The sequence below is a fragment of the Novosphingobium sp. genome (assembly GCF_049240505.1).
Lineage (GTDB): Bacteria > Pseudomonadota > Alphaproteobacteria > Sphingomonadales > Sphingomonadaceae > Novosphingobium.
The window spans coordinates 18,385-44,149 of record NZ_JBMLSM010000236.1 but is presented as its reverse complement, the minus strand read 5'-3'; the positions used below and the strand labels follow the sequence as shown (position 1 = coordinate 44,149).

Sequence of the window (25,765 nt, the reverse complement as noted above, 5' to 3'; positions counted from 1 at the left end):
CCATAGCAGATCAAGCACCAATCGCGGCCGATCGACGAGGGAGCATGACTACCCTTGGAAGACCGCTTTTTGCAGGGAGAGACATCGTGAAGTTCACCCAGAATCCATCCGTTCGCGCATTGGCGCTGTCCGCCACCGCGCTTTCGCTGGCCTTCGCCGGTCAGGCCCACGCGCAGGAAGCTGCCGAGGAAACGGGCGGCATCAGCGAAATCGTGGTCACCGCACAGAAGGTGGCAGAGAACGTGCAGGACGTTCCGATTGCGATCACCGCGCTTACGTCGGACCGCCTCGAAGCCGCTGGCACCACCAGCCTTGAAGGGCTGACCCAGCTTGTTCCCTCGGTCACCTTCCGCAAAGGCACGACCAGCGCCAACAGCGCCATCGTGATGCGCGGCGTCGGCACCATCACCTTCTCGGTTGCGGCCGAACCCAGCGTGTCCACCGTGGTCGATGGCGTCGTCCTCAGCCGTTCGGGTCAGGCCTTCATGGATCTGGTCGACGCACAACGCCTCGAAGTGCTGCGCGGCCCGCAGGGCACGCTGTTCGGCAAGAACGCCTCCGCGGGCCTCGTCAACATCGTATCCAAGGGCGGCACCGACACGTTGCAGGCCGAAGCTCGCGCCGAAGCCTATGAGGGCGACGAGTACCGCCTGCGCGCATCGGTTTCCGGCCCGCTGGGTGAAGGCCTGTCGGCCCGCGTCACCGGCTTCTACGGCAGCTATGATGGCAACATCACCAATGTCTTCGGTGGCAAGAACGAGAAGATCAACGGCTACGAACACTACGGCGCACGCGGCATCCTCGATTACGAAGGCGATGGATCGAAGTTCCGCCTGATCGCGGACTATTTCAAGGCAAACGACGACTGCTGCGCCGATGTCACCACCGTCAGCCGTGGTGCCGTGCTGGATGCAGAACTCGGCCTGCCGGGCGGCGTCGCGCAAGGGCTGAACCAGCGCTACGTGAACCACAACCTCGTCACCCAGACGAAGGACCGTCAGTGGAGCCTCACTGCGTCGGGCGATTTCGATGTGTTCGAAAGCCACACGCTCAGCGTCATCGCAGGCTATCGCAACTGGAAGAACGTGGAAGTGCGCGAGGGTGACTTCCTTCCCCGTGCCATCGTCGGCACCGGCGAACTGCACGACTCCGGCGAAGTCCGCACCCAGCAGCTCAGCCTCGAAGTGCGCCTGGCCTCGGACCAGACGCAGCCGTTCTTCTATCAGGTTGGCGCATTTGCGTGGGGATCGAATAACCAGCAGGACTTCACCCGCCGCAACATCACCTGCGCCACGTCCACCCTGCCCGTCGCAGCATCCGGCGCGCGTCCGTGCAACACGGCGGATACGGTGAACACGCTGTTCCCCACCGCCACCTCGTTCAGCGATGTGCAATCGCGCAACTACGCCGTGTTTGGCCAGGCCACCTATCGCTTCAGCGACATGATCTCGCTCACGGGCGGCCTGCGTTACACGAAGGATGAACTGGACTACACGCATACCCGCGCACCGGCGGTCAACGCCACCAACGGCCTTCCTGCCACCGGCCCCGGCACCAACGGCAACCCTGCTGGCGGCACGCTGGCTTCGGGCGGAAACGGCACGAACACTTCTGCCGGATCAAGTAGCAACGGCAACCTTTCGGGCCGCGCCGTGCTGCAGATCACGCCCAGCGACGACGTGATGCTCTACGGCAGCTACACCCGTGGCTACAAAGGCCCGGCGTTCAACGTGTTCTTCAACCACACCGCGCCGACCAACGCCGTGCCGATTGACGAGGAAACCTCCGACGCTTTCGAAGTCGGCCTCAAATCGCAGTTCCTCGACAACCGCGTGCAGTTCAACGTCTCGGCCTTCACCGTCACCTACAACGGCTTTCAGGCGAACAACTTCGTGCTGCTCAACGGCGCGGTAGTTTCGAACCTGACCAACGCGGGTTCGGTGCGCAGCAAGGGCTTCGAAGCCGACCTGCTCACCGTGCCGGTCGAAGGGCTGACCCTGCGCGCCAGCGCGGCCTATGCCGATGCCAAGGTGCTGAAGTTCAATCCGAACCCTTCCACCAACGCGCCCGACGCCCGCAACGGCACGCGCCTGCCGCTTGCGCCCAAGTTCACCTACACGCTGGGCGGCAGCTACGAACGGGATCTGGGTGGCATCAAGCTCTACCTCGACACCGATTTCCGCCATGTCGGCAAGCAGTTCTCCGACCTTGGCGAGAGCGGCCCGATCGATGCCTATGGCATCTGGAACGCCGGGATCGGCTTTTCGGACGCGGAAGACCTCTATCGCCTGACGTTCCACGCCCGGAACATCACCGACAAGTCCTACGCCCTGCTCAACGTCAGCGCCGGCCAACGCCTGCAAATCCCGCGCGACGCCGACCGCTACTTCGGCGTGAGCCTGCGCGCCAAGTTCCAGTAACCGCCCATCCCTCCCTCGGGCGGCAGGAGAGGCTCCGGGCGTTGGCCCGGGGCCTTTTCTTTGCGCTAGCTCGAAAAAAATGTGGCTTTTATGCCTTCGAAAAGCGCCGTCCGCCTCCGAATCAATTACGATACTGACAAGATGCTTCAAGTGACTCACATCCGTCCGGTACACGCAACAAGGGCACGATCATGGCGATAGATTGGGCAACCACTGGGACTGCAATGGCAGGCTGGGGAGCATTGCTAGGTGCGGGAGCCACTGCCTTTGGCGGCGTCGCAGTTCTCATTGCGGCAAAGCGCGCTGCGAACACCTTCGATGCGTGGAAACGCCAAAAAAGCGAAGAGCGAAGAATGAATCTAGCCGAGCAAATTCTTACAGCGGCGTACAAAGCGAAGCAAATATTGGCAGCGATACGCTCACCGATGACTTATGGTGGCGAGCGTTCTGCGGCAAAAACCAAGTTGCTGGATACAGGTATGATCCACGATGGCCAAGAAGATGGCAGGTCAGAAGCATTGACCACAGCGCAGATAGTTTTTTCTAGAATTCTACGACATCAAAATATGTGGGACCATCTTACTGATTTGTCCCCAAGCTCTAAAGCAATTTTTGGGAATGAAATTTCGGAAAAACTGGAAAATATTTGGAAAATCCAGCATAATATAAGCGGCGCGGCGGTCGTTTATGGGAATATCCGTGACACTGGACGCCCTCTTAGCGAAGAGGAAAGCACTCTAAGACGAGATTTGGAACAACAATTTTGGGCGATCCCTACGCACGATAAACCAGACGAAATTGCAGACTCGGTTGATTCAATTATTGCCGCGCTTGAGGATCGCCTGCTTCCCGTTATTCGTGCAGGGACAGGAACTGTCGCTTAGCTGCCGCTACTCCCCCGCCAACTCCAGCTCCGGCAGCATCACCTGAATGAACCCCAGCGCCACCAGATAGGCGCTCCCGCAAATCGCAAACAACGGCACATACCCCAGCCCATTGGTCAGCGACCAGCCCGCAAACTCAATGATGCCGGTCCCCGACAGGTTCCCCGCGACAGAGCCGAGCGCGATCACGCTGGCGACGCGGGTGGCGGGGATCACGTCGGCGGTCATGCCGAAGACGTTGGTGGAAAAGCCCTGATGCGCAAACAGGCCCACGCCGATCAGGATCGCCGCAATCCACGGGCTGTCCGTCTGCAACGCCAGCGGCATTGCCAGCACGACCAGCGCATAGAACAGCATCGACGTCTTGCGTGCACGATTCACGCTGAAGCCCTTGCCCAGCAGGATCGGGTATAGCCCGCCCGAAGTCAGCGCGCCCAGCGCGGCCAGCGTGAAGATGATGGCGATGGGCCAGCCCAGCGCGCCCTGCCCCAGTCCGAACTGCCGGTTGAAGAAATCGGGCATCCAGAACAGCACGAACCACCACACCGCATCGGTACAGAACTTCGCCCCGATCACGGTCCAGGTCCGCCGGTCGCGCAGCAGTTCACCCCACGGCACCCGCGCGCGTTCAGGCACGTTGCCCACAGGTTGCAGGTTGCGCGTGCCAAACCACCAGCCCGCCAGCCACAGGAAGCCCAGCGCGCCCGTCACCACGAACGCCGCTTTCCACCCGAACGCCAGCGCAAACGGCGGAATCAGCAGGGGCGTGAGGATCGCCCCGATATTGGGCGCGGTATTGACCAGCCCAATGGCCATGTTGCGTTGGGCCGGTGGAAGATAGGTCGCCGCTGCTTTCAGCCCCGCCGGCGTCGAAACGGATTCGCCCGCCGCCAGCACGATCCGCGCCGCCACGAACTGCTGCACGGTCTGCGCCAGCGCGTGCGCCATGCCCGCCGCGCTCCACACGGTTACCGCAATGGCATAGGCCACCCGCACGCCCAGCCGGTCAACAAACCAGCCGACGAACAGTAACGTCCCCGCTGCAGCGATCTGGAACGAGGAGCCAAGGTGCGCATAATCCGCATCGGACCAGCCGAATTCCGCCTCAAGCGTGGGCTTGAGCAGCGCCAGCACCTGCCGGTCGACATAGTTCAGCGCATTGCCAAGGAACAGTAGTGCCACCAGCGCAATCGCTGCTCCGCGCCCCATATTCCCCTGGCCCATGCCCTTACCCTGCGTCATCCGAGATTCTCCCAAACTCCGGTCGCTCTACTGGCGCTTCCTGCTTGCACGATAGCCGCTCCCGCGCGTAAGGAAAGCACAATGTGACACCGTAGGACATAGAACGGGTGAGCAAGGGAGTGTTTGGCGTGGCACGGCAGGAGATCGATTGGGAGTCCCTCCCCTCTGCGGCTGATCTTTTCGGCGAAATGCACCTTGCCGAAGTGGCCCCGCCTGCTGCCGAACCGCGCGAAACCGTGTTTCACGGCCTCGCCATCTGCGCCATTGCCGCCGCTGCCGCCGCGTGGCTTTCGGAACATTACCACTTTCCGATCATCCTGCTCGGCCTGCTGATCGGCCTTTCGCTCAGCTTCGTCGCGCGTGATCCGCGCAGCCACATGGGCCTCGATTTCGCTTCACGCACCTGCCTGCGCTTCGGCGTGGTGCTGCTCGGCCTGCAAGTCACCTTCTCGCAGATCGGATCGCTGGGACCGGCCCCCTTCGCCGCGCTGGTGGCCATCATGACAGTAACTTTCCTTGCCGGAATCGCGGGCGCAAAGATGGTTGGCCAATCACGCTACACCGGCATTCTGGCAGGCGGCGCCACCGCGATCTGCGGGGCCAGCGCGGCAATGGCGCTCTACGGCGTGATCGGTCGCGAACGGTTGAGCCAGGCGCAGTTCGCAATCACGCTGGTCGTCGTTTCGCTCGCCAGCGCGCTGGCCATGTCGCTCTATCCGATCCTTGCCGAATATCTGCACCTGACCGACAGCCAGGCGGGCTTCCTCATCGGTGCCTCGATCCACGACGTCGCGCAGGCCATCGGCGGCGGCTATGCCTTCTCGGAGCCTGCGGGCAGCTATGCCACCATCGTCAAACTATCGCGCGTCGCCCTGCTCGCACCGGTGGTCATCGTCACCGGCCTTGCCATCGGGAATGTCGAACACAGCAAGGACGGACCGATCTGGAAGCGCCTCGCGCTGCCGTGGTTCATCGTCGCCTTCTTCGGCGTAGTCCTGCTCAATTCGCTCACCAGCATTCCCGCCCCTGCAAGAGACGCCGCATTGAACGGTTCGAAGGGCCTGCTGCTGATCGCCGTAATCGCCACTGCCATGCGCAGCCGTCTGGACCTGCTGATGGAAACCGGCCTCAAACCCGCAATCCCGGTGGCTATCGCCACTGCGGTCAGCTTCGCGGCCTCGCTCGGCGCGGCAATGCTGGTCGGTTAACCAAACCGCTTCGTCAAAACCTCCGCCACCGCATCAGCATCCGCAGGCTCGATCGGGGCCTTGTAGACATTGACCATCTTCGCCACCGCATCGCGCCAGAACTGCGCGCCTTTGCCGCGTGGCTGGGTGGTGATGTATTCCAGCGAATGACAGGTCGAACAGGCCGCAACCACAGGCTCGCCCGCCTCGTCGGCAAGTTCGGCAGGCACCGCCTCTTCCGGCATTTCGAACGTGACCGGCTTCGCAGCGACGGCGGCAGCAGACATCGCCAGTGCGGCAGAGAGAACAAACGGCCGCATCAAACCGCCTCCACCATGATCGTTTCGACCGGATTGTGCATATAGCCCGCAGGCTGCCAGCGCGAGGTCAAAGGCTGCATTTCACCGCCCAGCGTTTCGGCCCGCACCTTTACCGCGTGCTTTCCGGCGGGAAGCGTCAGCCCCAGCCGCCATTCGCGGAAGGAATAGCGCCCCAGATCCTCACTCAGCCTCGCCTCCTGCCAACTACGCCCTTCGTCCGCCGAAACCATGACCCGTCGCACAGGGTCGCCCCCGGCAAAGGCGATACCGCGCAATTCGGTCATGCCACCTGCTTTCACCTTGCTACCATCGGCATGGCTGGTCACGAACGAGCGCACGTTGAACCGCCCTATGGGCTTGGTCTTATCGGGCTTCTGGCCCGGTTCCACGCAATTGCAGTCGTTATCCGGGATGCGATAGGCGGTCTTCATCCAGTATCCATCGAACTGCGCGTCCACCACGTTGATCTCGTCGAGATGCTTGACCCAATAGGTGCCGTAGTGTCCCGGCACGATCAGTCGCAGCGGGTATCCGTTAAGGAACGGCAGGTCCGCGCCATTCATCTGGAACGCCACCATCACTTCGCCATCCAGCGCATGATCCAGATCGAGCGCCTTGACGAAATCGGGGATGCCGTCGAGCGGCGGATTGTCCAACCCGTTGAACGTCACCTGCCGCGCGCCTTCTCGAAGCCCCGCCTTTTCAAGCAGATGCTTCAACGCCACGCCCCGCCAGCGCGCATTGCCCATCGCCCCGTTGCCCAGTTGCCCGCCGCCCACGCGCGGCTGCACAAAGCCCCGACTGTTACCCGAACACTGATTTACCGCCACGATTTCGCTCACCGGGAAATCGCGCTTCAGGCTGGCGAGCGAAAGTTCGAGCGGCTTGCCCACATGCCCGCCCACTTTCAACCGGAAGGTGGCAGGATCGATCACAGTCGGCAGCCCGGACAGGTGATAGCGTACAAAAAACGCATCGTTGGGCGTCAGCAGCCCATCGTTGAACACAGCAAAAGGCGTTTCGAGTTGCGGCGGGCGCGTGGTGAGCAGGATCATCTCGCGCTTTTGCGGCATTCGCACCAGCGGCCTTGCGCCGTTGCCGAACGGAAGCGTCACGCCACGTTCAGCCGCGATGGCTGGGCCGCCAAGCGCCGCCACGCCTGCTCCGGCAAGAAACATTCTGCGGTCGAACACGGCCATTTCCTCTCCGGCTGCGCTGGGATTCTCTCACCCTTTTCGCGCAACCGAAGTCGTATGTCCACCGGTAGTCATAAAGGCGCCATTCCGCCACATACGGGCTGACCAGCCACCGCTTGCCCGTCTCATCCTTTTGGCCGGAATGCCTCATAAAGTGGGCAATCCGTTTGGCCGGATCATCATCGTGCAATAGCGCTTGATCAAAGCGGCGAGACGCAAGGATGGTCCGGCAGAGCCGCCAATGCAGAGGGATGCACCGGTGCGCGATCACGAACTCAGACGCCGTGCGGTGGGAGAAATGCACTTGCGCCGCTGGCCGTTGCTACCCGCACCATGTCACATCATACAATGGGTGCTGGCCATCTCAGAAGACGAGCGGGCGGAGGAAATCTCCGCAATTCATGCGCGCTGCGATGCACGCGATGCCGTGAACAATCCTGCGCATCGCGAAGGGCGGATCAATGCCGCCGTGACCTTTACATGGGAAAGGCAGAGCGAGGGCAGCAGCCTGACGCTGTTCGCCAGCCCCTGTGACGAGGCAGGCTTTGTCGACGCACAAGCCGACCCGCTGATTGCCCAAGCCATCGCATGGGCTGAAACCCTGCCCGGGCAAGTCGTCCGCAGCACCCGTGTGTGGATCGGGCAAAGCGATGCCGACGTCGCGCGCGTGCTGGCGAGCCAGTCGTTCAATCGTGATGAGCTGGTGTCCAGCACGCTGGACGGTGACATCCGCATATGGTCGGATTTCCGCGTAATGGACGATGGCTTCGGACGGTTGGTGGTGGCAGCCAACGGGGCTGATCCCCGCGATCTGACGCGGCAGATGCAGCGGATGCAGGAACTGGGAAATTACCGGAACAAGGCCCTGCTTGGCCTTCCGGTGGCGCGCGAATGCTGGCCCAAGCTGGACGCTGCCGAAGCGCGTCTGCGAGATCTTGCGAACCGCATTGCCAATAGCGATGCACGCGATGACAGCCTGCTGGCCGAACTATCAGGGCTGGCGCTCGATCTCGCATCGGTTTCCACCGCGATCTCGTTCCGAATGGATGCCACGCGCGCTTATGGACAGATCGTGGAGGAGCGGCTTGACCAACTGGACGTGCTGCCGGTGGAAGGCTTCGCATCGCTGGTGGATTTCACCCAGCGCCGGTTCCGCCCCGCCATGAACACCTGCTTCGCCACGGGTGAGCGCATTGAACGGCTGGGCGCGCGCACCGAACAATTGACCTCGCTGCTGCGCGCCCGGATCGATACGCGGATCGAGAACCAGAACGCCGAGATGCTGCGCTCGATGGAGCAATCGATCACGATGCAGGCACGGTTGCAGCAACTGGTCGAAGGCCTGTCTGCGGTCGCGCTCAGCTACTATGCGTTGGGGCTGCTGAAGTACGCGCTTTACGCAGTGCCTGACGGGGCTCTGGGCATCTCGGACGAACTTGTCATCGGACTGCTGGTTGTGCCCGTGGTGCTGGGCGTGTGGCTGGGGATGCACATGGTCAAAAGCCGCGTATTGGCTCACACCTGATGCAATCGCGTCAGGCAGCTTTCGCCCTGCCCGCCTTGTACCTTTCGATCAGCGGTGTGAACGGGAACAACCACTGCTCCATGATCGAAAGCCGCCGCCGTTCATCCTGCCCTACGATCGAGGCTTCGCCCTCCTTGTAGGTGCCGAAAATCCGGTCCAGCACGATCAGCGAATTGCCATAGTTGCAGCGCGTATCCTCATAAGGAACCGAATGATGCAGGCTGTGGTGGCGGATGGTGGTGAAAAAGAAGGAATAGAACAGCGGCGGATTGGAGCGCACGTTGGCGTGAGCGAACGTGGAAACCACGCCCATCACACTGTAACCCGCCAGCGCCGCCGATTGGTTCAGATCGAACAGCGCCACCACGCTCAGGCTGATCAACCAGAGTTCGATAGGATTGCCGACCGCACCCTTCATTGCATTGAGTTGCGTAATATGATGATGCGGCGCGTGGGTCAGCCAGAACGGCGTCCAGTTGTGCATCAGCCGGTGCATCCAGTATTGCCCGAACTCAACCAGAAACACGACCAGCGCCACCTGCAGCAGCCAAGGCATATGTTCCGCCCAGGGCGTGGCGATGCCCCATGATTTCTTGAGCGATTCGAGCGGCTGTTCGGCAAGGAAATTGGTCGCCTTGGAAATGACCGTGGCGCTGAGCACGACATAGAAAAGGTCGGTGAAGAACTCGCGCCGGTTGATGCGCCAGCCCGCGTGCCGTTCAAACGGAATTTCCAGCAACAAGACCGTCAGCGTGATGGCTGAACTGACGCCAATCACGACCCACGTGTTCTTGATCCACGCTTCGGGCGCATAGGCCCAAAAGGCGACGACAATGGCCACCATGACTGGCGGCAGCAAGTCGATACCAAGTTTTCCGATGCCCTTGTTCATGCCCCGACAGCCTTCCTGAAGACGTAAGAAAGGTATGCGGCCCGCATTCGACGATAGCATACGTCGATTGACGTAAGAACCCCGCGTTGACGGGGAAAAGCGCACGGGCCAAAGTCCTTGGCAGGGCGGTATCATGGCGCGCAGCCATTATTACCATACGCAAAAAGCGTAATACGCAGCCTCGGTAAATTCCCCCATCAAGATGATGTTGCAGTGCAAAAGGGGAATCACCAGTGCTCAGACTGATCAGCAGGACCGGAAAGACGCTACTGATCGCGGCGACGCTGGCCGTGGCGTCGTGTTCGCCTTCTGCCGATGCCCCTGCGGCAAAGCGGACCGAGTTCAGCATCGGCTGGTCGATCTACGCTGGCTGGATGCCCTGGCCCTATGCGCAACAGGCCGGGATCGTGAAGAAGTGGGCCGACAAATACGGCATCAAGATCAACGTGGTGCAGGTGAACGACTACGTTGAATCGGTGAACCAGTACACCGCCGGCAAGTTTGACGGCGTGACCGTGGCCAACATGGACGCGCTGACAATCCCCGCAGCAGGTGGCAAGGACACCAGCGCAATCATCGTGGGCGATTATTCTAACGGTAACGATGGCGTACTGCTTAAGGGCGGCAACAGCGTGGCCGCGCTGAAAGGCCAGTCGGTCTATCTCGTCGAGCTTTCGGTTTCGCACTATCTGCTTGCCCGCGCGCTCAATTCGAACGGCATGTCGCTGACCGATGTGAAGACGATCAACACATCCGACGCCGACATCGTCGGCGCTTTCGCCAGCCCCGATTCCAAGGCCGCCGTGGCATGGAACCCGCAGCTTTCGGTGATGCGCGGACAGACGGGCGTCAATCAGGTCTTCAGTTCCGCTGACATTCCCGGCGAAATCCTCGACCTGCTGGTTGTCGATACCGCCACCCTGAAGGCCAATCCCGATCTGGGCAAGGCGCTGGCGGGCATCTGGTACGAAACCGTCAGCCTGATGGTGCGCGACGATGCGCAGGGCAAGGAAGCCCGCGCCGCGATGGCCAAGCTGGCCGGGACCACGCCCGATGTGTTCGACGCACAGCTGAAGACCACGCGGCTCTATGTCGATGCCAAGGAAGCCGTAGCCGCAACCACTGCGCCGCAACTGATCACCACCATGACCAAGGTGCGCGATTTCAGCTTCTCGAAAGGGCTGTTCCAGGGCGCGACCTCTGCCGATGCGGTGGGCATGGGTTTCCCCGGCGGCGTAACGCTGGGCGATCCGGCGCGGGTGACGCTGCGCTTTGACGAAAGCTTCATGAAGCTGGCTGCCGACGGCAAGCTTTGATCCGCTCCGCGTTCAAATCCCCGCTGATGGAGGCGCAAGAATGCGCTGGGTAAACCGACAGATCGGACGCAGGCAAGCCATCGGCCTTGGCGCGATCCCGATCGTCCTGCTGGCAATCGCCTACCTCGTTGCATCGGCACAGCGCCACGCGCTGAACCCCGCCGACAAGATCCTGCCGCTGCCAACGGGCATGGCATCGGCGCTGTGGAAGATGATGCTGCAGCCCGATGCACTGACCGGCAATCTGGTGTTCTGGGCCGATACGCTGGCCAGCCTGCAGCGCCTTGGCCTTGGCCTTGGCATTGCCACGCTGATGGCCATGCTTGTGGGACTGGTGCTGGGCGTGTTGCCCCCGGTACGTGCCATGTTCGGCCCGCTGGTGACCGGCATCGCCGTGATCCCGCCCATCGCGCTCCTGCCCATCCTGTTCATCGCGCTGGGCTTGGGCGAGACAGCCAAGGTGGCGCTGATCGTCATCGGCATTGCCCCGGTCATGGTCCGCGATGTGGCCGGGCACGTGGGCGCTTTGCCGCGCGAACAGATCGTAAAAGCGCAGACTTTGGGGGCGGGAAGCTGGCAGATCCTGCTGCGCGTGGCCCTGCCACAGGCGCTGCCCCGGCTTATCGTGGCGCTGAAACTGGCGCTTGGCCCGGCATGGGTTTTCCTGATCTCGGCAGAGGCCATCGCATCAGATGTCGGCCTTGGCTACCGCATCTTCCTCGTGCGCCGCTACCTGTCGATGGACGTGATCATCCCCTACGTCGCGTGGATCGCGCTGCTGGCGATCATCATGGACATCGGGCTGACAAAGCTCAGCCGCAAAGCCTTCCCCTGGGCGCATGGAGCAGCACATTGAACGCGCTCCTCTCCTTACGCGACGTGTGGGTCGAATATGGCGACCGCATCGTCCTTGAAAAAGTCGATCTCGATGTTGCGGCAGGCTCATTCGTGTCCGTCGTCGGGCCATCGGGCGCGGGCAAGAGCACGTTCCTGCGGGTGGTGCTGGGGCAGGAACAAGCCACGCGCGGCACGATCACGCTTGATGGCGCGCCGCTGCCGCCGGAGTGCGGGCCGGACCGGGGCGTGGTGTTCCAGAGGTATTCGGTGTTCCCGCACCTGACCGTGCTGGGCAACGTAGTGTTCGGGCTGGAATGCACTGCAGCGCCGCTGCTGGGCCGCCTGTTCGGCGCAAAGCGCAAGGCGGCAGAAGCGGAAGCCGCAGAAATGCTGGCAGCGGTGGGCCTTGCAGACAGTATGCACCTTTACCCCGCACAGATGTCGGGCGGGATGCAGCAGCGGCTTGCCATCGCGCAGGCCCTGATCAAGCGCCCGCGCATCCTGCTGCTGGACGAGCCGTTCGGTGCGCTCGATCCCGGCATCCGGGCAGACATGCACGCGCTGATTACAAAGCTGTGGCGGCAGTATGACCTGACGGTGATCATGGTCACGCACGATATCCGCGAAGCCTTTTCGCTCGGTACGCGCGTTCTGGCGCTGGACAAGCGCCGCCACGATCCCCACGCGCCGCACCGCTTTGGTGCGACGGCGGTCTATGACCTGCCGCTGACCAAGCCTGCTCCGGTTGCGGAAGAGGAGGAAGCGGCATGACGCCCTCGCCCGAACCGCTTGCGCGGATGAGCATGAGCCTGCCCGCCAGCCTGTTCCGCAAGCTGGACATGATGGTGGAAGAGCGCCGCCTGCCCTCACGCTCGCAACTGATTGCCGAACTGATCCGCCATGCGCTCGCCGCGCATGAAGCCTATACCCGCCCGGAAGAGATGCTCGCGGGCACCATCACCGTCGTCTATCGCGGCGACCGTGGCCGCGTGCGGCACCAGTTGGCGCAAACGCAGGCGCACTACCTGAAGGAAGTTATCTCCTCGCAGCATGTCTTTCTGCAGGATGACCAGTCGCTGGAAGTGCTGCTGGTTCAGGGACCGGCCGTGCGGCTGAAAGACCTTTCCGATGCGCTGCGCCGGGTGCGCGGCGTGCAGCAGCTTGAACTCGTGACGACAACCGCCCTTCTCCCGCCGCTCTACGAGCAGGACGGAAGCGAAGGCAAAACCGATGGAGCGGTGGAATGACGCAGACCCTCGCAAACCCGATGGCCGCACGCGATCATGCGCGCAGCATGGGCGGCACCGTGGTGGAAGCCATGCCGGTGCTGCCACCCGTTGCCGCCGATCTTCCGGCAGGCATTTCTACCGATGACGTGGTGTGGGAAGAAACGATTGCGCCAAGCGGCTATGCCACACGGCGTCTGGCGCGCGGCAGCAGGTTGCGGTTGATCGACGTGAAGGGCGATGCCTGCGCGGGCCTTCAGGTGTTCAACGCCGAAATGCCTACCGAGCGGTTGAACGTGGCCGATACGGTCAAGGTTCAGTGGAACGCCTATCTCGCTGCAGGTAAGTTGCTCCTGTCAGACATGGGCCGCGTGCTGATGAGCATCGAAGCCGACGATGCCGAAACGCACGATTGCTTTTCCGGCACATCGAACGCCACCACCAACCTCGCCAAATATGGAGAAGGCCGCAACAGCGGTGCCTACCCCAACGGGCGCGACCGCTTCCTGCTGGGGGTCGCCAAGCACGGCCTCGGGCGGCGCGATGTCCATCCTTGCGTGAACCTTTTCAAGGGCACGAAGATAGAAATGGACGGCACGATCACACCGCAGATCGGCCCCTTTTCGCCGGGACGGCAGGTGGTGCTGCGGGCGGAAATGGACGTGATCGTTGTGATCGCCAATTGCCCGCATGTGCTTGATCCAAGGCCGGAATACAGCGCCACCCCGCTGCGGGCAACCGCATGGCGCGGACCAGTGGCGGCCGAAGCCGACCCCATCCGTAACGCGACGCCAGAGGGCCTGCGCGCCTTCCTCAACGTCGAAGACTACTACCGCCGCTGACACGAGGATGCCCGTAATGACCAGCGATCCCCATCTCTCCGGCCTTCCCGCCACCATCGTCCATGACGAGATCGTGCCCGCACGCGCGCCCTGGCTTTACCATGTGCTGAAAGGTCAGACGCTGCGCATCGTCGATCTTGAAGGCAATCAGGCGGTCGATTTCCTGCTCTACAGCGCCGCCGACGATGCCGAGCGTTACAGCGCGCAGGATACCGTGGCGGCGCAGGGCAATCTGTTCCTGCGCACCGGCACGCAGTTGATGTCGAACGAAGGCCGCCCGATGATGACCATCGCGGCTTCGGCGGTGGATTATCACGACACCATCGGCGGAGCGTGTTCCTGCGAATCCAATACCTTGCGCTATGGCCATCACACCAAATCGCAACATGCCTGCGTCGAGAACTTCCTTGAGGCCAACCTGCTGGAAGGGCGGGGGAAGCGCGATATCGTTTCGAACATCAACTTCTTCATGAACGTCCCGGTGGAAGCTGACGGAGCGCTGGGCATCGTCGATGGCATTTCCGCCCCCGGCCTGACCGTGGACCTGCGGGCCGAGATGGACGTGATCGTCGTCGTCTCGAACTGCCCGCAGATCAACAATCCGTGCAACGCCTTCAACCCCACCCCCGTTCGCATGATCGTGGCCGCATGACTTTTGATACCGTCCTGATCGCCAACCGGGGCGCGATTGCCACCCGGATCATCCGCACGCTGCGGCGCATGGGCCTGCGCTCTGTCGCGGTCTATTCGGATGCGGATGAAGGCTCGCTGCATGTCGCGGAAGCCGATGAAGCCGTGTGCATCGGCGGGGCGCGGCCAAGCGAGAGCTACCTCGACATTGCCAGGATCATCGACGCGGCAAAGCGCACCGGCGCAGGCGCAATCCATCCGGGATACGGTTTCCTTTCGGAGAACACCGAATTTGCGGCAGCATGTGCCGAAGCGGGAATCGTGTTCATCGGCCCTACGGCGGACAACATCCGCACCTTCGGCCTGAAGCACAGTGCCCGCGAACTGGCGGCAGCGCATGGCCTTCCCCTCGCCCCCGGCAGCGATCTGCTGACCGACGAGGCCGAAGCCATTGCGTCAGCCCACACCATCGGTTTTCCCGTGATGCTCAAGGCCACCGCAGGCGGCGGCGGCATCGGGATGCGCGTGTGCGAGGACGAAGCCGACGTGCGCGATGGCTTTGCCGCCGTGGCGCGGCTCGGCCAGAGCAATTTCGGCGACGCGGGCGTGTTCCTCGAACGCTTCGTGCGCCGCGCGCGGCACGTGGAAGTGCAGATATTCGGCGATGGCGCAGGCCGCGTCGTGGCACTGGGCGAGCGTGACTGCTCGCTTCAGCGGCGCAACCAGAAGGTTGTCGAAGAAGCTCCCGCGCCGCTTCTACCCGAAGCGGTGCGGCAAGCACTGTTCGCTGCCGCGATCCGGCTGGGCGAAGCAGCGCAATACCGCAGCGCAGGCACGGTCGAATTCCTCTACGATGCCGACCGCAAGGAGTTCTTCTTCCTTGAAATGAACACCCGCCTTCAGGTGGAACACGGCGTGACCGAAATGGTCTTCGGCGTGGATCTGGTGGAATGGATGATCCGGGGTGCAGCAGGCGATTACGCTTTTCTCGATACTGCGCCAAAGACGCCAAGCGGCCATTCCGTGCAGGTCCGCCTCTATGCCGAAGACCCGTCGCTCGATTATCGCCCTACCTCCGGCAAGCTGACCTGCGTGCAGTTCCCCGAAGGCGTGCGCACCGAAACGTGGATCATGGCGGGCAGTGAAGTCAGCGCGTTTTACGATCCGATGCTGGCCAAGCTGATCGTTCATGCCGACAGCCGCGATGCGGCTGTAGCCGCGATGCAGGCGGCGCTGGCGCACAGCCGGATTGACGGAATCGAGACAAATTTGCGCTGGCTGCGCAGCGTCGTAGCCTCGGATGCGTTCACCACTGGCGAAGTTTCCACCCGCGCGCTGGAAAGCGTGGCCTATGCCCCGCAAAGCATCCGCGTTGTCAGCGGCGGCACTGCAACCACCGTGCAGGACTGGCCGGGACGGCAGAAGCTCTGGGCTGTAGGCGTGCCGCCTTCAGGCCCGATGGACGACCAGTCCTTCCGCATCGGCAACCGCCTGCTCGGCAACCCCGAAGGCATGGCCGGGCTGGAAATGACCGTGACCGGTCCCACGCTGACGTTCTCGGCAGGCGCGCGCATATGCCTGACCGGCGCGGATTTCGGCGCGATGCTCGATGGTGTAGCCGTGCCGCCGGGCACCCCGTTCGATGTCGCAGCAGGTCAGACGCTCAGCATGGGCCGAGCCTCTGGCGGCGGAATGCGCGGCTACCTGCTGATTGCGGGTGGGCTGGACATTGCGCCCTATCTCGGCAGTTGCAGCACTTTCGAACTCGGCCAGTTCGGTGGCCACGCGGCGAGGCGGCTGGTTGCTGGTGATGTGCTGCACCTTGTAAACGCGCCGACCGCCGTTGCCGCGCCTGCCATTCCGCTGCCCGAACTGCCCGCCGACTGGACCCTGCGCGTGCTATACGGCCCGCACGGCGCGCCCGATTTCTTCACCGATGACGATATCGACATGATCGTCGCCGCTGACTGGCAGGTGCACTACAACTCCAACCGCACCGGCGTGCGGCTTGTCGGCCCCAAGCCCGAATGGGCGCGGCGCGATGGGGGCGAAGCGGGGCTGCACCCGTCGAACATCCACGACAATCCCTATGCCATCGGCGCGGTGGATTTCACCGGTGACATGCCGATCATCCTTGGCCCCGATGGCCCATCGCTGGGCGGTTTCGTCTGCCCCTTCGTGGTGATCGCGGCGGATTTGTGGAAGGTCGGCCAGCTTTCCGCCGGAGACAAGCTGCGCTTCGTGCCCGTGAACATGGCTGAAGCAAGCGCCGCTGCAACGGCGCAAAACGACCTGTTTCTGAACGGCACCAAGGTGACACCTAGCCGCACCTGCGCGATAGCAACGCAGACTCCGGTGCTGGCAGAACTGCCCGAAGGACCGGCACGACCGCGCACCGTTTATCGCCAGCAGGGCGACCGCAACATCCTTGTAGAATACGGCCCGATCGTGCTCGACATCGAACTGCGCATCCGCGTCCACGCGCTGATGACCGAACTTGAGCGCATGGCCCTACCCGGCGTGATCGACATCGTCCCCGGCATCCGTTCGCTGCAATTGCACTTCGATGGCACGGCGCTCGATCAGGCTGCAGCGTTGGCCGCGCTTATCGCAGCCGAAGAGCGGCTTGGCGATCTTGAGGATTTCGCGATCCCTTCGCGCATTGTTCACCTGCCGCTGAGTTGGCGCGATCCGGCCACGCTGGAGACGATCGAGAAATACATGGGCGCGGTGCGCGACGATGCGCCCTGGTGCCCGGACAACATCGAATTCATCCGCCGCATCAACGGCTTGCCCGATGCGGCAGCGGTGGAGAACCTGATCTTCGAGGCCAGCTATCTGGTCATGGGCCTTGGCGACGTTTACCTCGGCGCGCCGGTGGCCACTCCGGTCGATCCCCGGCACCGTCTGGTCACAACCAAGTACAACCCGGCGCGCACCTGGACGCCGCCGAACGTCGTCGGCATCGGCGGGGCATATATGTGCATCTATGGCATGGAAGGCCCCGGCGGTTACCAGCTTTTCGGACGCACCGTTCAGGTGTGGAACACCCACCGCCAGACAGACGACTTCATCGAAGGCAAGCCGTGGCTGCTGCGTTTCTTCGACCAGATCCGCTTCTATCCGGTAAGCGCCGAAGAACTGGCCGAATGGCGGCGCGATTTCCCCAGCGGGCGGCGGTCCATCAGGATCGAGCCTTCCGAGTTCCGGCTTTCAGATTACCGCCAATACCTTGCCGACAATGCCGAAGCGATCAGCGCCTTCGAAGCCAGCCGCAAAGCCGCGTTCGATGCCGAGCGTGCCGACTGGGAAGCCAAGGGCGAGTTCGACCGCGTTTCCGCGCTGACCGATGCCGATGCGCCTGCGGAAACCACGATTGCCGTGCCCGATGGCGCGGATGTGGTGGAAGCGCCGTTCGGAGGCAGCGTGTGGAAGTTGCTCGTTGCTGCGGGAGACGAAGTGCAAGCGGGCGATACGATTGCCGTGCTTGAATCGATGAAGATGGAATGCCCCGTGCTCAGCCCCAATTCGGGCAAAGTCGTGGCGCTCTATGTCAGCGAGAGGCAATCATTGCAGCCCGGCGCGCCGATCTTTGCGCTGGAGAAAGCGGCATGAGCGCGACGTTCCGGCAAAGTGCCACCGCAATTGCCGAAGCGGTCCGTTCAGGCGCGACCAGTGCGGTGGCGATGATGGAGCAGACGCTGGCGCGCATCGCCGCCTATGATGCGGTGCAGCCGCAAGTGTGGATCAGCCGCGCATCGGCGGAAAGCCTGCTGGAACAGGCCCGCGCGGTGGATGCGCGCGTCGCGGCGGGGGAGCGGTTGCCGCTGGCAGGCGTACCCTTTGCGGCCAAGGACAACATCGATGTTGCCGGGTTCCAGACGACAGCCGCCTGCCCAGCGTTTGCCTACGAGCCGCAAGCCGACGCTACCGCCGTCGCGCGACTGACGGCAGCAGGCGCGATCTGCGTGGGCAAGACCAATCTCGATCAGTTCGCCACTGGCCTTGTCGGCACGCGCAGCCCCTATGGCATTCCGCGCAATACTTCGAACCTTGCCTATGTCAGCGGCGGATCGAGTTCAGGGTCTGCCGTAGCCGTGGCCGCAGGGCTGGTGCCCATTGCGCTGGGCACCGATACGGCAGGGTCCGGTCGCGTGCCTGCCGCGTTCAACCATCTGATCGGCTTCAAACCCACCAAGGGTCGCTGGTCCACCACCGGGCTTGTCCCCGCCTGCCGCAGCATCGATTGCATCACTGTATTTGCCGACGATGTGGCCGATGCGCGCCTGATAGACGAGGTGATTGCAGGATTCGATCCCGCCGATCCGTGGTCGAAACCACTGGCCGACCGGAACCTTGCCGCCAAGATCATCGGCGTGCCCCGGCGCGAACAACGGCTGTGGTTCGGTGATCTGGAATCCGAATACCTCTATGACAAGGCACTGGAAAAGCTGGGCGAACTGGCGACAGTCATCGAAATCGACATGGCCCCGCTGCAGGAAGCCGCGCTGCTGCTGTACAATGGGCCGTGGGTGGCAGAGCGCACTGCGGCCATTGCAAAGCTGCTGACCGAAAACCCCCAAGCCGTCGATCCCACCGTGCGCAGCGTGGTGGAAGCAGGCTGGGCCAAGAGTGCGGTCGAACTTTGGAACGGCATCTATCGCATGGCCGAATTGAAGCGCCATGCCGACGGATTGCTCGAACAGGTCGACATGCTGGCCTTCCCCACCACGGGCACGACCTATCGCGTGGACGAACTGCTCGCGGCGCCAGTGGCGCTCAACAGCAATCTTGGTGCCTACACCAACTTCGTGAACCTGCTCGATATGGCAGCGGTTGCCGTGCCTGCAGGCCAACGGTCCAATGGCACCGGCTTTGGCATCACGCTGATCGGCCCGGCAGACAGCGACCGCGCCCTGCTGACCGCCGCCGAAGCATGGCTCGCCGCCGCGCAATTACCACCCCCACCCCCGCTCGATCTGGAGAGCAAGATGCAGACCGTGAAACTGGCCGTCGTTGGCGCACATCTGGAAGGAATGCCGCTGCACTGGCAGCTGACATCGCGCAACGCCACGTTCGTCGGTGCGTTCGAAACCGCGCCCACTTATAAACTCTATGCGATTGCCGACAGCGTACCGCCCAAGCCAGCGCTGGTGTTCAGCGAAGATGGCGCGGCGATCAAGCTGGAAGTCTATGAAATGGGCGTCGCCGAATTCGGCAGCTTCGTGGTGGACGTGCCCCCACCGCTGGCCATCGGCACGGTGACACTGGCCGACGGCAGCAGCGTGAAAGGCTTCGTTTCAGAGCCGCGCGCGCTTGCCGGGGCGGAAGACATCACGCACCTTGGCGGGTGGCGCGCCTATATTGCCAGCAAATCCTGATCCCTCAGCGAAAGGCCTTCCCCGATGCTCCGCAAGATGCTCGCCCTCGCTGCCGCTTTTGCCGCCTCCACCGTACACGCCCAGGAGGAACAGGCGCAGACCGTGCCCGGATTTGCCGATTTCCTTGCCGTTGACGGCGATGCGGTGTGGGCGACTAACCGCGGCAAGGTGGAGAAGTGGTCGCGCAACGGAAAGGTGGCCGAGGTGCCCGTGGCCCGGCCTTGCGGAGCGATGGCCATCGAGTTCGGCTCGCTGTGGGTGGCTGATTGTGCAGAACGCACGCTGGTGCGGATCGATCTGGAAAGTGCGAAGATCGTCGCCACGATCCCCACCGGCATCGCCAACCAGAAGCAAGGCGAACTGATCGTGGCAACGGGTGCAGGATCGGTGTGGATCGCCAGCAAACCCGAAGGCGCGGTCGCGCGCATCGATCCCAAGACTAACACGGTGATCGCCAGTATCCCGGTCGATGCGGACACCTGGTATGTCACCTACGGCTATGATGCGGTATGGGCGGTGAGCGCGACCCAGCAGACCCTGCAGAAGATCGACCCAAAGACCAACACTGTCGTTGCCCGCGCCTCGCTCGGCACCATGCCCGGCTTTCTGGCTGCAGGCGAAGGCGGCGTATGGGTGCAGGAACAGGGCGACGGCACGCTGGTTCGCGCCGATCCTGCGACCGGACAGGTCGTGGGCCGGGTGAAAGTCGGCGCCAACCTGAAGTGGGGCGATATCGACACAGGCGGCGGCAAAATCTGGTTGCGCACCACCGATGATCAGGTCTTTGCCGTGATTGATCCTGTTTCGACGACCGTCACCGGTCGGCACGGGAAACCGGCAGGCAGCGGCGCAATCCGCTATACCCCCAAGGGCGTGTGGACCAGCGCACATGACGAACATACGCTATCGTTCTGGCCCATGAAAAGCCTGCTTTCACCCACGCCCTGACGCCACCCGATCAAGCTGCTGCGCGCAGCGGTGATCTGTCATCCCGCAGCGAGAACTGGCCAAGCGTCGCCATAAGCGCCTTGGCCTCCTGCGCCAGCGAGCGGACGGCAGCATTGCTTTCCTCGACCATTGCAGCGTTCTGCTGGGTCGATTTGTCGATGGCGACGAACGTGTTCTGAACGCCGGACAGGACTTGCGCGGTCGATCGTGTCGCTTCGGTGATTTCGGTCACCAGTGCGCCGATTTCGCTGACTTCGACCATCACGTCCTGCAGCACGGTTCCAGCCTGCGTCACATAATCCACGCCTTCGCTGACCTGCACTGTCGAGGTATTGATCAACGCCTTGATGTTCCGCGCAGCCTCTGTGGTCCGCTCGGCCAGAGCGCGCACTTCGGTGGCGACCACGGCAAAGCCCTTGCCCGCCTCACCCGCACGCGCCGCTTCGACGCCTGCGTTGAGCGCCAGCAGATTTGTCTGGAACGCAATCCCATCGATCAGGGTGACAATGTTCCCGATCTCGTTGGCGGACTGTTCGATCTTCTGCACGCTGGTCATCGCGCGGGTCACGATCTCGCGCCCCCGCACGGCACGCTGCTGCGATTCGTCCAGCGCGCCCTGAACCTCGGTGGCGCGGGTTGCCGCGCTGGTGGCCGATGCGGTCATCTGCGTAATCGTGTGGGCAGCCTGCTCCACGGTTGCGGCATCGATTTCGGTGCGGCGTGCAAGGTCATCGGCGGCGTGGTGGATTTCGGAAACGCTGGCTTCGATCTGGCGCGACGATCCGGCAACGCTGCTGACAAGCGAGCGCAGCGTGGCCACCGTGGTGTTGAAATCGGTGCGCAGAGGTTCGAACACTGGCGGGAACGGGTGCTGGATCGGGCAATCGAGATCGCCACGGGCCAGTGCCTTCAGACCGGCCTCCACCTTCTCCACAACGCCCTGCTGTTCATTCTGGCGGCGGGTACGTTCGGCATTGGTAGCGGCCTCCAGCTCAATCCGTTCGCGTTCGCCCGTGAACTGCGCGATGATCAGCGCTTCCAGCCTGACTGTGAGCGTGACCAGCACCGCCGTTTCAACCACGACGATCACCGCATGAAGAACCACGCGGCCCAGATCTGGCTCGCCACCGGTAAACACCAGCGTGGGGGCGGCGTAGTTCAGGACGAGGTGGTGAACGGCAGTAACGCCCGCCCCGGCAAGAACAGGCCGCCAGTCGGCAAAGATCGCCAGGATCGCAATCATGGCGAAGAATGCCATGTGCAGATCGATCTGCCATGCGGAGCCGGACCACTGCAGCAGCAAAATGGCGCAGTACAACGGCATGGTGCCGCCGATGACAAAGCGCGAAACGGTGTCCGAAGCCTTTCGGAAATAGGCGAGCGTGGGATAGGCTGTAATCGCCAGCGCAAGCACGACAGGCACGATTCCACTTTCCGCCAGAAACGCGCCGAAGGCGATGATCGCGCTACATGCCCATGCCACTGCCACGACGATGGACAGCCCTTGCTGCCTGAACTTGACCAGATCTTCCATGATGGGGTTCCGTCTCGAATAGGGATCAGCCGCGCACGCCGTTCTGGCTGCACAGGACTGTTTGAGCGGCGAGCGGCAGGTAGCCCTGCTTGAGAACCGCAAGGATGGAGAATGTATCGTGCCGGTAGACCACAAGGCTGTGCGGCAGACTTCCCGCGCCAGTAACGGCAAAGCCTTCATCAGCCAGCCCGCGCAAACCCGATGGCCCTGCCCCGGCCAGCGGGACGAGCAGAACGGGTTTTCCGGCATGTGGCCAAAGGACAGTCGCGATCAGGACGCTGCAAAGCAGGCCGATCTGCGCAAGGGCACCCGTGGCGGGCATCATGATTGACGTATCGTCATGGCGACGACGCACTCCGTAGGCGGTGATGGGACCGCCTGCCGAAGTAGCGTACCTTCCTCTATTTGAGGAAACCCGCCGGTTAGGTGAACCTACCTAGTTCGTTTCAGCGGGAGGTGCGCTGAGAAGAGTCGATCGCGTTGACGAAGCCGGTCAGCATCAGTTCCACCGCTTTTACGCCGGCATCGGTCAGACGGACCCACGACCGGCGACGGTCGTTCTCATCAGGGATGCGCACAGCCATGCCCACACCCATCAGCATGTCGAGATACCTGAGGCCGGTGGTGGACGGCACGCCAGCGGAAACGCACACACCCGATACCGACATCTTGCGATGTTCGATCTTGGCAATGTAAAGTTCTGCCAGCATGACCCAGCCCGATCCTGCGGGCTGAAGGCCGGGAAGCAGGTTCTCACATTCCTGCAGGTGCCGGCGATAATTTCTGGCAACATGGTACAGGTTCATCTCGAGACCATGCTCCTCAAGCGGTTTTTGAAGGAAATGGACTGCCGACATCTGATCTGACCCTGTAAATTGGTGAAGCCATTGAAGACCGGACCGCACATGCGAAGCACATGCGGTCCGATCAGAGTGCGACCCGAGGACTTTGAGAATGCCACTGCCTACCCCGGATGGCAGCGAATTGCCGGATCGCCGGCGCACGACCGACCGAATGGATTGCCGAAAACCCCGCGATCCAAAACGGAACCTTCAGCCCAAAACCAGCATAGCAATGCCGATCAGCGCCCAAAGCACCAGCGCCAGACCGGGCGCTGCCAGCAACTTGGGCACGGCAAGACGCTCCCGTCCAAACCCCCAACGCGGTTGACTGCTTTCTGCCCGTTCCAATTGCGCCGCTCCTTTGACCCGACGCGGGACAAGTAACCGACAATTCGGCAGGATGGTTGTAAAGAGATGTAAACTTGCAGACTTTGGCGTTACGAGCGCGCAACCGCACGGTATGGCGGCATTCTGAAAGGCTGGCCGGGGCAGATCATGAAAATCGGAATCGTTGACGATGACGACACGATGCTACAATTCGTGTCGCGATTGTTCGACGGCGAAGGATTTCGCTGCGTATCCTTCAGGCGCGGTCGCGATCTGGTCAGTGCGCTTGCGCGCGAAACTTTCGATCTCCTGATCCTCGACTGGAACATGCCCGATATGTCGGGGATGGATATCCTCAACTGGGTGCAGGCCCATATCACGCCTTGTCCGCAGGTGATCATGCTGACCAGCCGGTCGGACAAGGACGACGTGGCGGCCGCGCTTCACGCCGGAGCGGACGATTACATTGTGAAGCCAGAATCCGCGATCGTGATCACCGCGCGCGTCCACGCCGTGCTGCGCCGCGTTCAACCAAAAGCGGCGACGGAACGGTTCGAACGGTTCGGCGCCTATGAATTCGACCGGACGGGCGAAACGGTTTCGCTGGGCGGCGATCCCATCGTGCTGACGGGCAAGGAATTTGCGCTAGCCTATCTGTTCTTCGCCAATCAGCATAAACCGCTGTCGCGCGGATATCTGATGGAATCGGTGTGGAAATCGGTTGCCGATCTGACCACTCGCACGCTCGACATGCACGTCTCGCGCATACGCACCAAGCTTCGGCTCCGTTCGGAAAACGGATACAGGCTGCAGACGGTGTTCAACTATGGCTATCGTCTGGAGTCCTGCTGATGAAGCGTGCAACCTTCGTGTGGATCGCGGGGGCGTCCCTTGCACTGGCCACAGGGGGCGCCCACCCTGCAGCCGCCAAGACGAGCCGCATCCCGATTGTCGATGCTACGGCCTTGCAGGACATCATCGAATATGGCGTGCGCAAGGGCGACAATCTGTTCACGCTGGCCCAGCAATCGCTGGTGCGGCCCGAGAGCTATCGCGCGGTGCAACGGATCAACCAGATTGCCGATCCACGCCGCATCCCGGTGGGCACGGTCCTGCGCATTCCGGTGGACCTGTTGAAAGCCGAACCGCTTTCCGCACGGATCGTGGCGGTTCGCGGCAATGTGGTGGTGCAGCAGGCGGGACGGCAGCTGTCGCCCAGCGTGGGCAGCGAAATCACGCCCGGCGCGGCGATCGAGACTGGGGCCGATGGGTTCGTCACCCTGCAACTGCCCAACGGATCGCGCACATCGATGCCCACGCGCACGCGGATGCGTATCACCCGGCTTCACCGCATCGCTCTGACGGGCAGCATCGATTATGACTTCGCGGTCGAAGGCGGCAAGGTTGAAACATCCGCCAGCCCGCTGGGCAAGGACCGCAACAACCGCTTCCGCATCCGCACCCCGCGTGCCATCACCGCCGTGCGCGGCACCCGCTTTCGCGTGGGCTTTGGCGAGGATACATCGCTTGCCGAAGTGCTGGAGGGCACCGTTGCCGCCAGCAGCGAGGCCACGCGCGCGCAGGCGAGCCTGACCGAAGGGCTGGGCGCGGTGGTATCGGCCAGCGGCGATCTTGCCACCGAAAACCTGCTGGCCGCGCCGGATCTGCTACAACCGGGCCGCGTGCAAACCGATCCACTGGTCAAACTGGCGCTGGCAACCCTTCCCGGCGCGCGCGCCTATCACGTGCAGATATCCGAAGACGCGGGCTTCGCCAAAGTGCTGGCCGAACGAACGGACGCCGCGCAGAACTTCGCCTTTGCCGACATTCCCAACGGCAGCCTGTTCGTGCGCGTAAGCGGCATCGCCGGATCGGGCCTTGAAGGGCTGCCCCAGACGTTTGCGATGCGCCGCGTCCTTGCAGGCGTCACCGCTGCGGCACAGGCCGATGCCGATACGATGCGTTTCACATGGGGCGGCAAAGGCGAAGGGCAGCGCAGCTATGCCTTTCAGCTAGGCCCTGTAGCCAAGCCCGGCCTGCCTGCCGAAGCCGCGTGGCTGATCAACGAAGCCGGATTGCAGACCGGTGGTGTCAGTCTGCGCAACCTGCCCCCCGGCGTATACCGTTGGCGCGTGGGGGTGCGGCAGGATGACGGCACCGATGTGGTAGAAAACTGGCTACCCTTCGAGCAGCTTACCGTGGCGGCACCGGAATAG

At 62.7% G+C, this 25,765-nt stretch carries 23 protein-coding genes; 15 read left to right on the top strand and 8 right to left on the bottom strand.

What is annotated here, in order from left to right:
* Positions 1 to 86 precede the first annotated feature (86 nt).
* Positions 87 to 2,420: a TonB-dependent receptor gene (locus tag ACOVQ0_RS19985; RefSeq protein ID WP_421888669.1), complete on the top strand. Its 2,334-nt coding sequence runs from the start codon at positions 87 to 89 to the stop codon at positions 2,418 to 2,420.
* A gap of 191 nt (positions 2,421 to 2,611) precedes the next feature.
* Positions 2,612 to 3,304 carry a hypothetical protein gene (locus ACOVQ0_RS19980; protein ID WP_421888667.1) on the top strand — a complete coding sequence of 231 codons (693 nt, stop codon included), beginning with the start codon at positions 2,612 to 2,614 and terminating at the stop codon, positions 3,302 to 3,304.
* Between the two features lie 6 nt (positions 3,305 to 3,310).
* Here the strand turns inward: ACOVQ0_RS19980 and ACOVQ0_RS19975 are convergent, their stop codons facing one another.
* Entirely contained in the window at positions 3,311 to 4,546 is a 1,236-nt protein-coding gene (locus tag ACOVQ0_RS19975) for an MFS transporter (RefSeq protein ID WP_421888665.1), read from the bottom strand.
* 128 nt (positions 4,547 to 4,674) lie between these two features.
* Here ACOVQ0_RS19975 and ACOVQ0_RS19970 point away from each other — a divergent pair, with 128 nt between their 5' ends.
* Complete coding sequence (locus ACOVQ0_RS19970) at positions 4,675 to 5,754, top strand: YeiH family protein (RefSeq protein ID WP_421888671.1); 1,080 nt, start codon at positions 4,675 to 4,677, stop codon at positions 5,752 to 5,754.
* Here ACOVQ0_RS19970 and ACOVQ0_RS19965 read toward each other — a convergent pair.
* A complete protein-coding gene (locus tag ACOVQ0_RS19965) occupies positions 5,751 to 6,053 on the bottom strand; it encodes a cytochrome C (RefSeq protein ID WP_421888663.1) in 303 nt (100 codons plus the stop codon). The genes ACOVQ0_RS19970 and ACOVQ0_RS19965 overlap by 4 nt on opposite strands.
* The gene (locus ACOVQ0_RS19960; protein WP_421888661.1) at positions 6,053 to 7,252 is read right to left on the bottom strand and encodes a molybdopterin-dependent oxidoreductase; all 1,200 of its coding nucleotides are present in this window, start codon (positions 7,250 to 7,252) and stop codon (positions 6,053 to 6,055) included. The genes ACOVQ0_RS19965 and ACOVQ0_RS19960 overlap by 1 nt, the downstream gene beginning before the upstream one ends.
* Positions 7,253 to 7,490: 238 nt before the next feature.
* Here ACOVQ0_RS19960 and ACOVQ0_RS19955 point away from each other — a divergent pair, with 238 nt between their 5' ends.
* Positions 7,491 to 8,774: a DUF3422 family protein gene (locus ACOVQ0_RS19955; protein WP_421888660.1), complete on the top strand. Its 1,284-nt coding sequence runs from the start codon at positions 7,491 to 7,493 to the stop codon at positions 8,772 to 8,774.
* A gap of 10 nt (positions 8,775 to 8,784) precedes the next feature.
* On the opposite strand, the gene ACOVQ0_RS19950 is transcribed toward ACOVQ0_RS19955, so the two are convergent.
* Positions 8,785 to 9,666 carry a sterol desaturase family protein gene (locus tag ACOVQ0_RS19950; RefSeq protein WP_421888658.1) on the bottom strand — a complete coding sequence of 294 codons (882 nt, stop codon included), beginning with the start codon at positions 9,664 to 9,666 and terminating at the stop codon, positions 8,785 to 8,787.
* Between the two features lie 233 nt (positions 9,667 to 9,899).
* Here ACOVQ0_RS19950 and ACOVQ0_RS19945 point away from each other — a divergent pair, with 233 nt between their 5' ends.
* The 9 genes from ACOVQ0_RS19945 to ACOVQ0_RS19905 are packed head-to-tail and all read left to right on the top strand — an operon-like array spanning position 9,900 to position 20,846.
* Entirely contained in the window at positions 9,900 to 10,982 is a 1,083-nt protein-coding gene (locus ACOVQ0_RS19945) for a putative urea ABC transporter substrate-binding protein (protein ID WP_421888656.1), read from the top strand.
* A gap of 40 nt (positions 10,983 to 11,022) precedes the next feature.
* A complete protein-coding gene (locus ACOVQ0_RS19940; RefSeq protein WP_421888654.1) occupies positions 11,023 to 11,838 on the top strand; it encodes an ABC transporter permease in 816 nt (271 codons plus the stop codon).
* Entirely contained in the window at positions 11,835 to 12,590 is a 756-nt protein-coding gene (locus tag ACOVQ0_RS19935; RefSeq protein ID WP_421888652.1) for an ATP-binding cassette domain-containing protein, read from the top strand. Before ACOVQ0_RS19940 ends, ACOVQ0_RS19935 begins: the two co-directional genes overlap by 4 nt.
* Positions 12,587 to 13,066: a CopG family ribbon-helix-helix protein gene (locus ACOVQ0_RS19930; RefSeq protein ID WP_421888650.1), complete on the top strand. Its 480-nt coding sequence runs from the start codon at positions 12,587 to 12,589 to the stop codon at positions 13,064 to 13,066. The genes ACOVQ0_RS19935 and ACOVQ0_RS19930 overlap by 4 nt, the downstream gene beginning before the upstream one ends.
* On the top strand, positions 13,063 to 13,887 hold the full coding sequence (locus tag ACOVQ0_RS19925) for an urea amidolyase associated protein UAAP1 (RefSeq protein WP_421888648.1): 825 nt from the start codon (positions 13,063 to 13,065) through the stop codon (positions 13,885 to 13,887). Before ACOVQ0_RS19930 ends, ACOVQ0_RS19925 begins: the two co-directional genes overlap by 4 nt.
* A 16-nt stretch (positions 13,888 to 13,903) precedes the next feature.
* Positions 13,904 to 14,539 (top strand): urea amidolyase associated protein UAAP2, encoded by a 636-nt coding sequence (locus tag ACOVQ0_RS19920; RefSeq protein ID WP_421888646.1) that lies wholly within the window; start codon positions 13,904 to 13,906, stop codon positions 14,537 to 14,539.
* Positions 14,536 to 18,132: an urea carboxylase gene (gene uca, locus ACOVQ0_RS19915; RefSeq protein WP_421888644.1), complete on the top strand. Its 3,597-nt coding sequence runs from the start codon at positions 14,536 to 14,538 to the stop codon at positions 18,130 to 18,132. The genes ACOVQ0_RS19920 and uca overlap by 4 nt, the downstream gene beginning before the upstream one ends.
* Complete coding sequence (gene atzF / locus ACOVQ0_RS19910) at positions 18,129 to 19,898, top strand: allophanate hydrolase (RefSeq protein WP_421888642.1); 1,770 nt, start codon at positions 18,129 to 18,131, stop codon at positions 19,896 to 19,898. Before uca ends, atzF begins: the two co-directional genes overlap by 4 nt.
* Before the next feature lie 24 nt (positions 19,899 to 19,922).
* Complete coding sequence (locus ACOVQ0_RS19905) at positions 19,923 to 20,846, top strand: YncE family protein (RefSeq protein ID WP_421888640.1); 924 nt, start codon at positions 19,923 to 19,925, stop codon at positions 20,844 to 20,846.
* A 10-nt stretch (positions 20,847 to 20,856) separates the two neighbouring features.
* On the opposite strand, the gene ACOVQ0_RS19900 is transcribed toward ACOVQ0_RS19905, so the two are convergent.
* From ACOVQ0_RS19900 to ACOVQ0_RS19885, 4 genes are all read right to left on the bottom strand, one after another.
* Positions 20,857 to 22,380 (bottom strand): methyl-accepting chemotaxis protein, encoded by a 1,524-nt coding sequence (locus tag ACOVQ0_RS19900; RefSeq protein ID WP_421888638.1) that lies wholly within the window; start codon positions 22,378 to 22,380, stop codon positions 20,857 to 20,859.
* Positions 22,381 to 22,405: 25 nt separating this feature from the next.
* Positions 22,406 to 22,705, bottom strand: coding sequence for a hypothetical protein (locus ACOVQ0_RS19895; RefSeq protein WP_421888636.1), 300 nt, complete (start codon positions 22,703 to 22,705; stop codon positions 22,406 to 22,408).
* Positions 22,706 to 22,826: 121 nt separating this feature from the next.
* Positions 22,827 to 23,186: a hypothetical protein gene (locus tag ACOVQ0_RS19890; protein WP_421888634.1), complete on the bottom strand. Its 360-nt coding sequence runs from the start codon at positions 23,184 to 23,186 to the stop codon at positions 22,827 to 22,829.
* A 246-nt stretch (positions 23,187 to 23,432) separates the two neighbouring features.
* Positions 23,433 to 23,570, bottom strand: a complete 138-nt coding sequence (locus ACOVQ0_RS19885) for a hypothetical protein (RefSeq protein WP_421888633.1) — start codon at positions 23,568 to 23,570, stop codon at positions 23,433 to 23,435.
* A gap of 147 nt (positions 23,571 to 23,717) precedes the next feature.
* Here ACOVQ0_RS19885 and ACOVQ0_RS19880 point away from each other — a divergent pair, with 147 nt between their 5' ends.
* Positions 23,718 to 24,401 (top strand): response regulator transcription factor, encoded by a 684-nt coding sequence (locus ACOVQ0_RS19880; RefSeq protein ID WP_421888631.1) that lies wholly within the window; start codon positions 23,718 to 23,720, stop codon positions 24,399 to 24,401.
* Positions 24,401 to 25,765 carry a FecR domain-containing protein gene (locus ACOVQ0_RS19875; protein WP_421888629.1) on the top strand — a complete coding sequence of 455 codons (1,365 nt, stop codon included), beginning with the start codon at positions 24,401 to 24,403 and terminating at the stop codon, positions 25,763 to 25,765. The genes ACOVQ0_RS19880 and ACOVQ0_RS19875 overlap by 1 nt, the downstream gene beginning before the upstream one ends.

Coding starts and splice junctions, on each gene's coding strand:
- uca (WP_421888644.1), top strand. CDS start 14,536: ATGACTTTTGATACCGTCCTGATCGCCAACCGGGGCGCGATTGCCACC.
- ACOVQ0_RS19980 (WP_421888667.1), top strand. CDS start 2,612: ATGGCGATAGATTGGGCAACCACTGGGACTGCAATGGCAGGCTGGGGA.
- ACOVQ0_RS19955 (WP_421888660.1), top strand. CDS start 7,491: ATGCAGAGGGATGCACCGGTGCGCGATCACGAACTCAGACGCCGTGCG.
- ACOVQ0_RS19950 (WP_421888658.1), bottom strand. CDS start 9,666: ATGAACAAGGGCATCGGAAAACTTGGTATCGACTTGCTGCCGCCAGTC.
- ACOVQ0_RS19940 (WP_421888654.1), top strand. CDS start 11,023: ATGCGCTGGGTAAACCGACAGATCGGACGCAGGCAAGCCATCGGCCTT.
- ACOVQ0_RS19900 (WP_421888638.1), bottom strand. CDS start 22,380: ATGGAAGATCTGGTCAAGTTCAGGCAGCAAGGGCTGTCCATCGTCGTG.
- ACOVQ0_RS19890 (WP_421888634.1), bottom strand. CDS start 23,186: ATGAACCTGTACCATGTTGCCAGAAATTATCGCCGGCACCTGCAGGAA.
- atzF (WP_421888642.1), top strand. CDS start 18,129: ATGAGCGCGACGTTCCGGCAAAGTGCCACCGCAATTGCCGAAGCGGTC.
- ACOVQ0_RS19895 (WP_421888636.1), bottom strand. CDS start 22,705: ATGATGCCCGCCACGGGTGCCCTTGCGCAGATCGGCCTGCTTTGCAGC.
- ACOVQ0_RS19905 (WP_421888640.1), top strand. CDS start 19,923: ATGCTCCGCAAGATGCTCGCCCTCGCTGCCGCTTTTGCCGCCTCCACC.
- ACOVQ0_RS19975 (WP_421888665.1), bottom strand. CDS start 4,546: ATGACGCAGGGTAAGGGCATGGGCCAGGGGAATATGGGGCGCGGAGCA.
- ACOVQ0_RS19880 (WP_421888631.1), top strand. CDS start 23,718: ATGAAAATCGGAATCGTTGACGATGACGACACGATGCTACAATTCGTG.
- ACOVQ0_RS19930 (WP_421888650.1), top strand. CDS start 12,587: ATGACGCCCTCGCCCGAACCGCTTGCGCGGATGAGCATGAGCCTGCCC.
- ACOVQ0_RS19920 (WP_421888646.1), top strand. CDS start 13,904: ATGACCAGCGATCCCCATCTCTCCGGCCTTCCCGCCACCATCGTCCAT.
- ACOVQ0_RS19965 (WP_421888663.1), bottom strand. CDS start 6,053: ATGCGGCCGTTTGTTCTCTCTGCCGCACTGGCGATGTCTGCTGCCGCC.
- ACOVQ0_RS19875 (WP_421888629.1), top strand. CDS start 24,401: ATGAAGCGTGCAACCTTCGTGTGGATCGCGGGGGCGTCCCTTGCACTG.
- ACOVQ0_RS19925 (WP_421888648.1), top strand. CDS start 13,063: ATGACGCAGACCCTCGCAAACCCGATGGCCGCACGCGATCATGCGCGC.
- ACOVQ0_RS19960 (WP_421888661.1), bottom strand. CDS start 7,252: ATGGCCGTGTTCGACCGCAGAATGTTTCTTGCCGGAGCAGGCGTGGCG.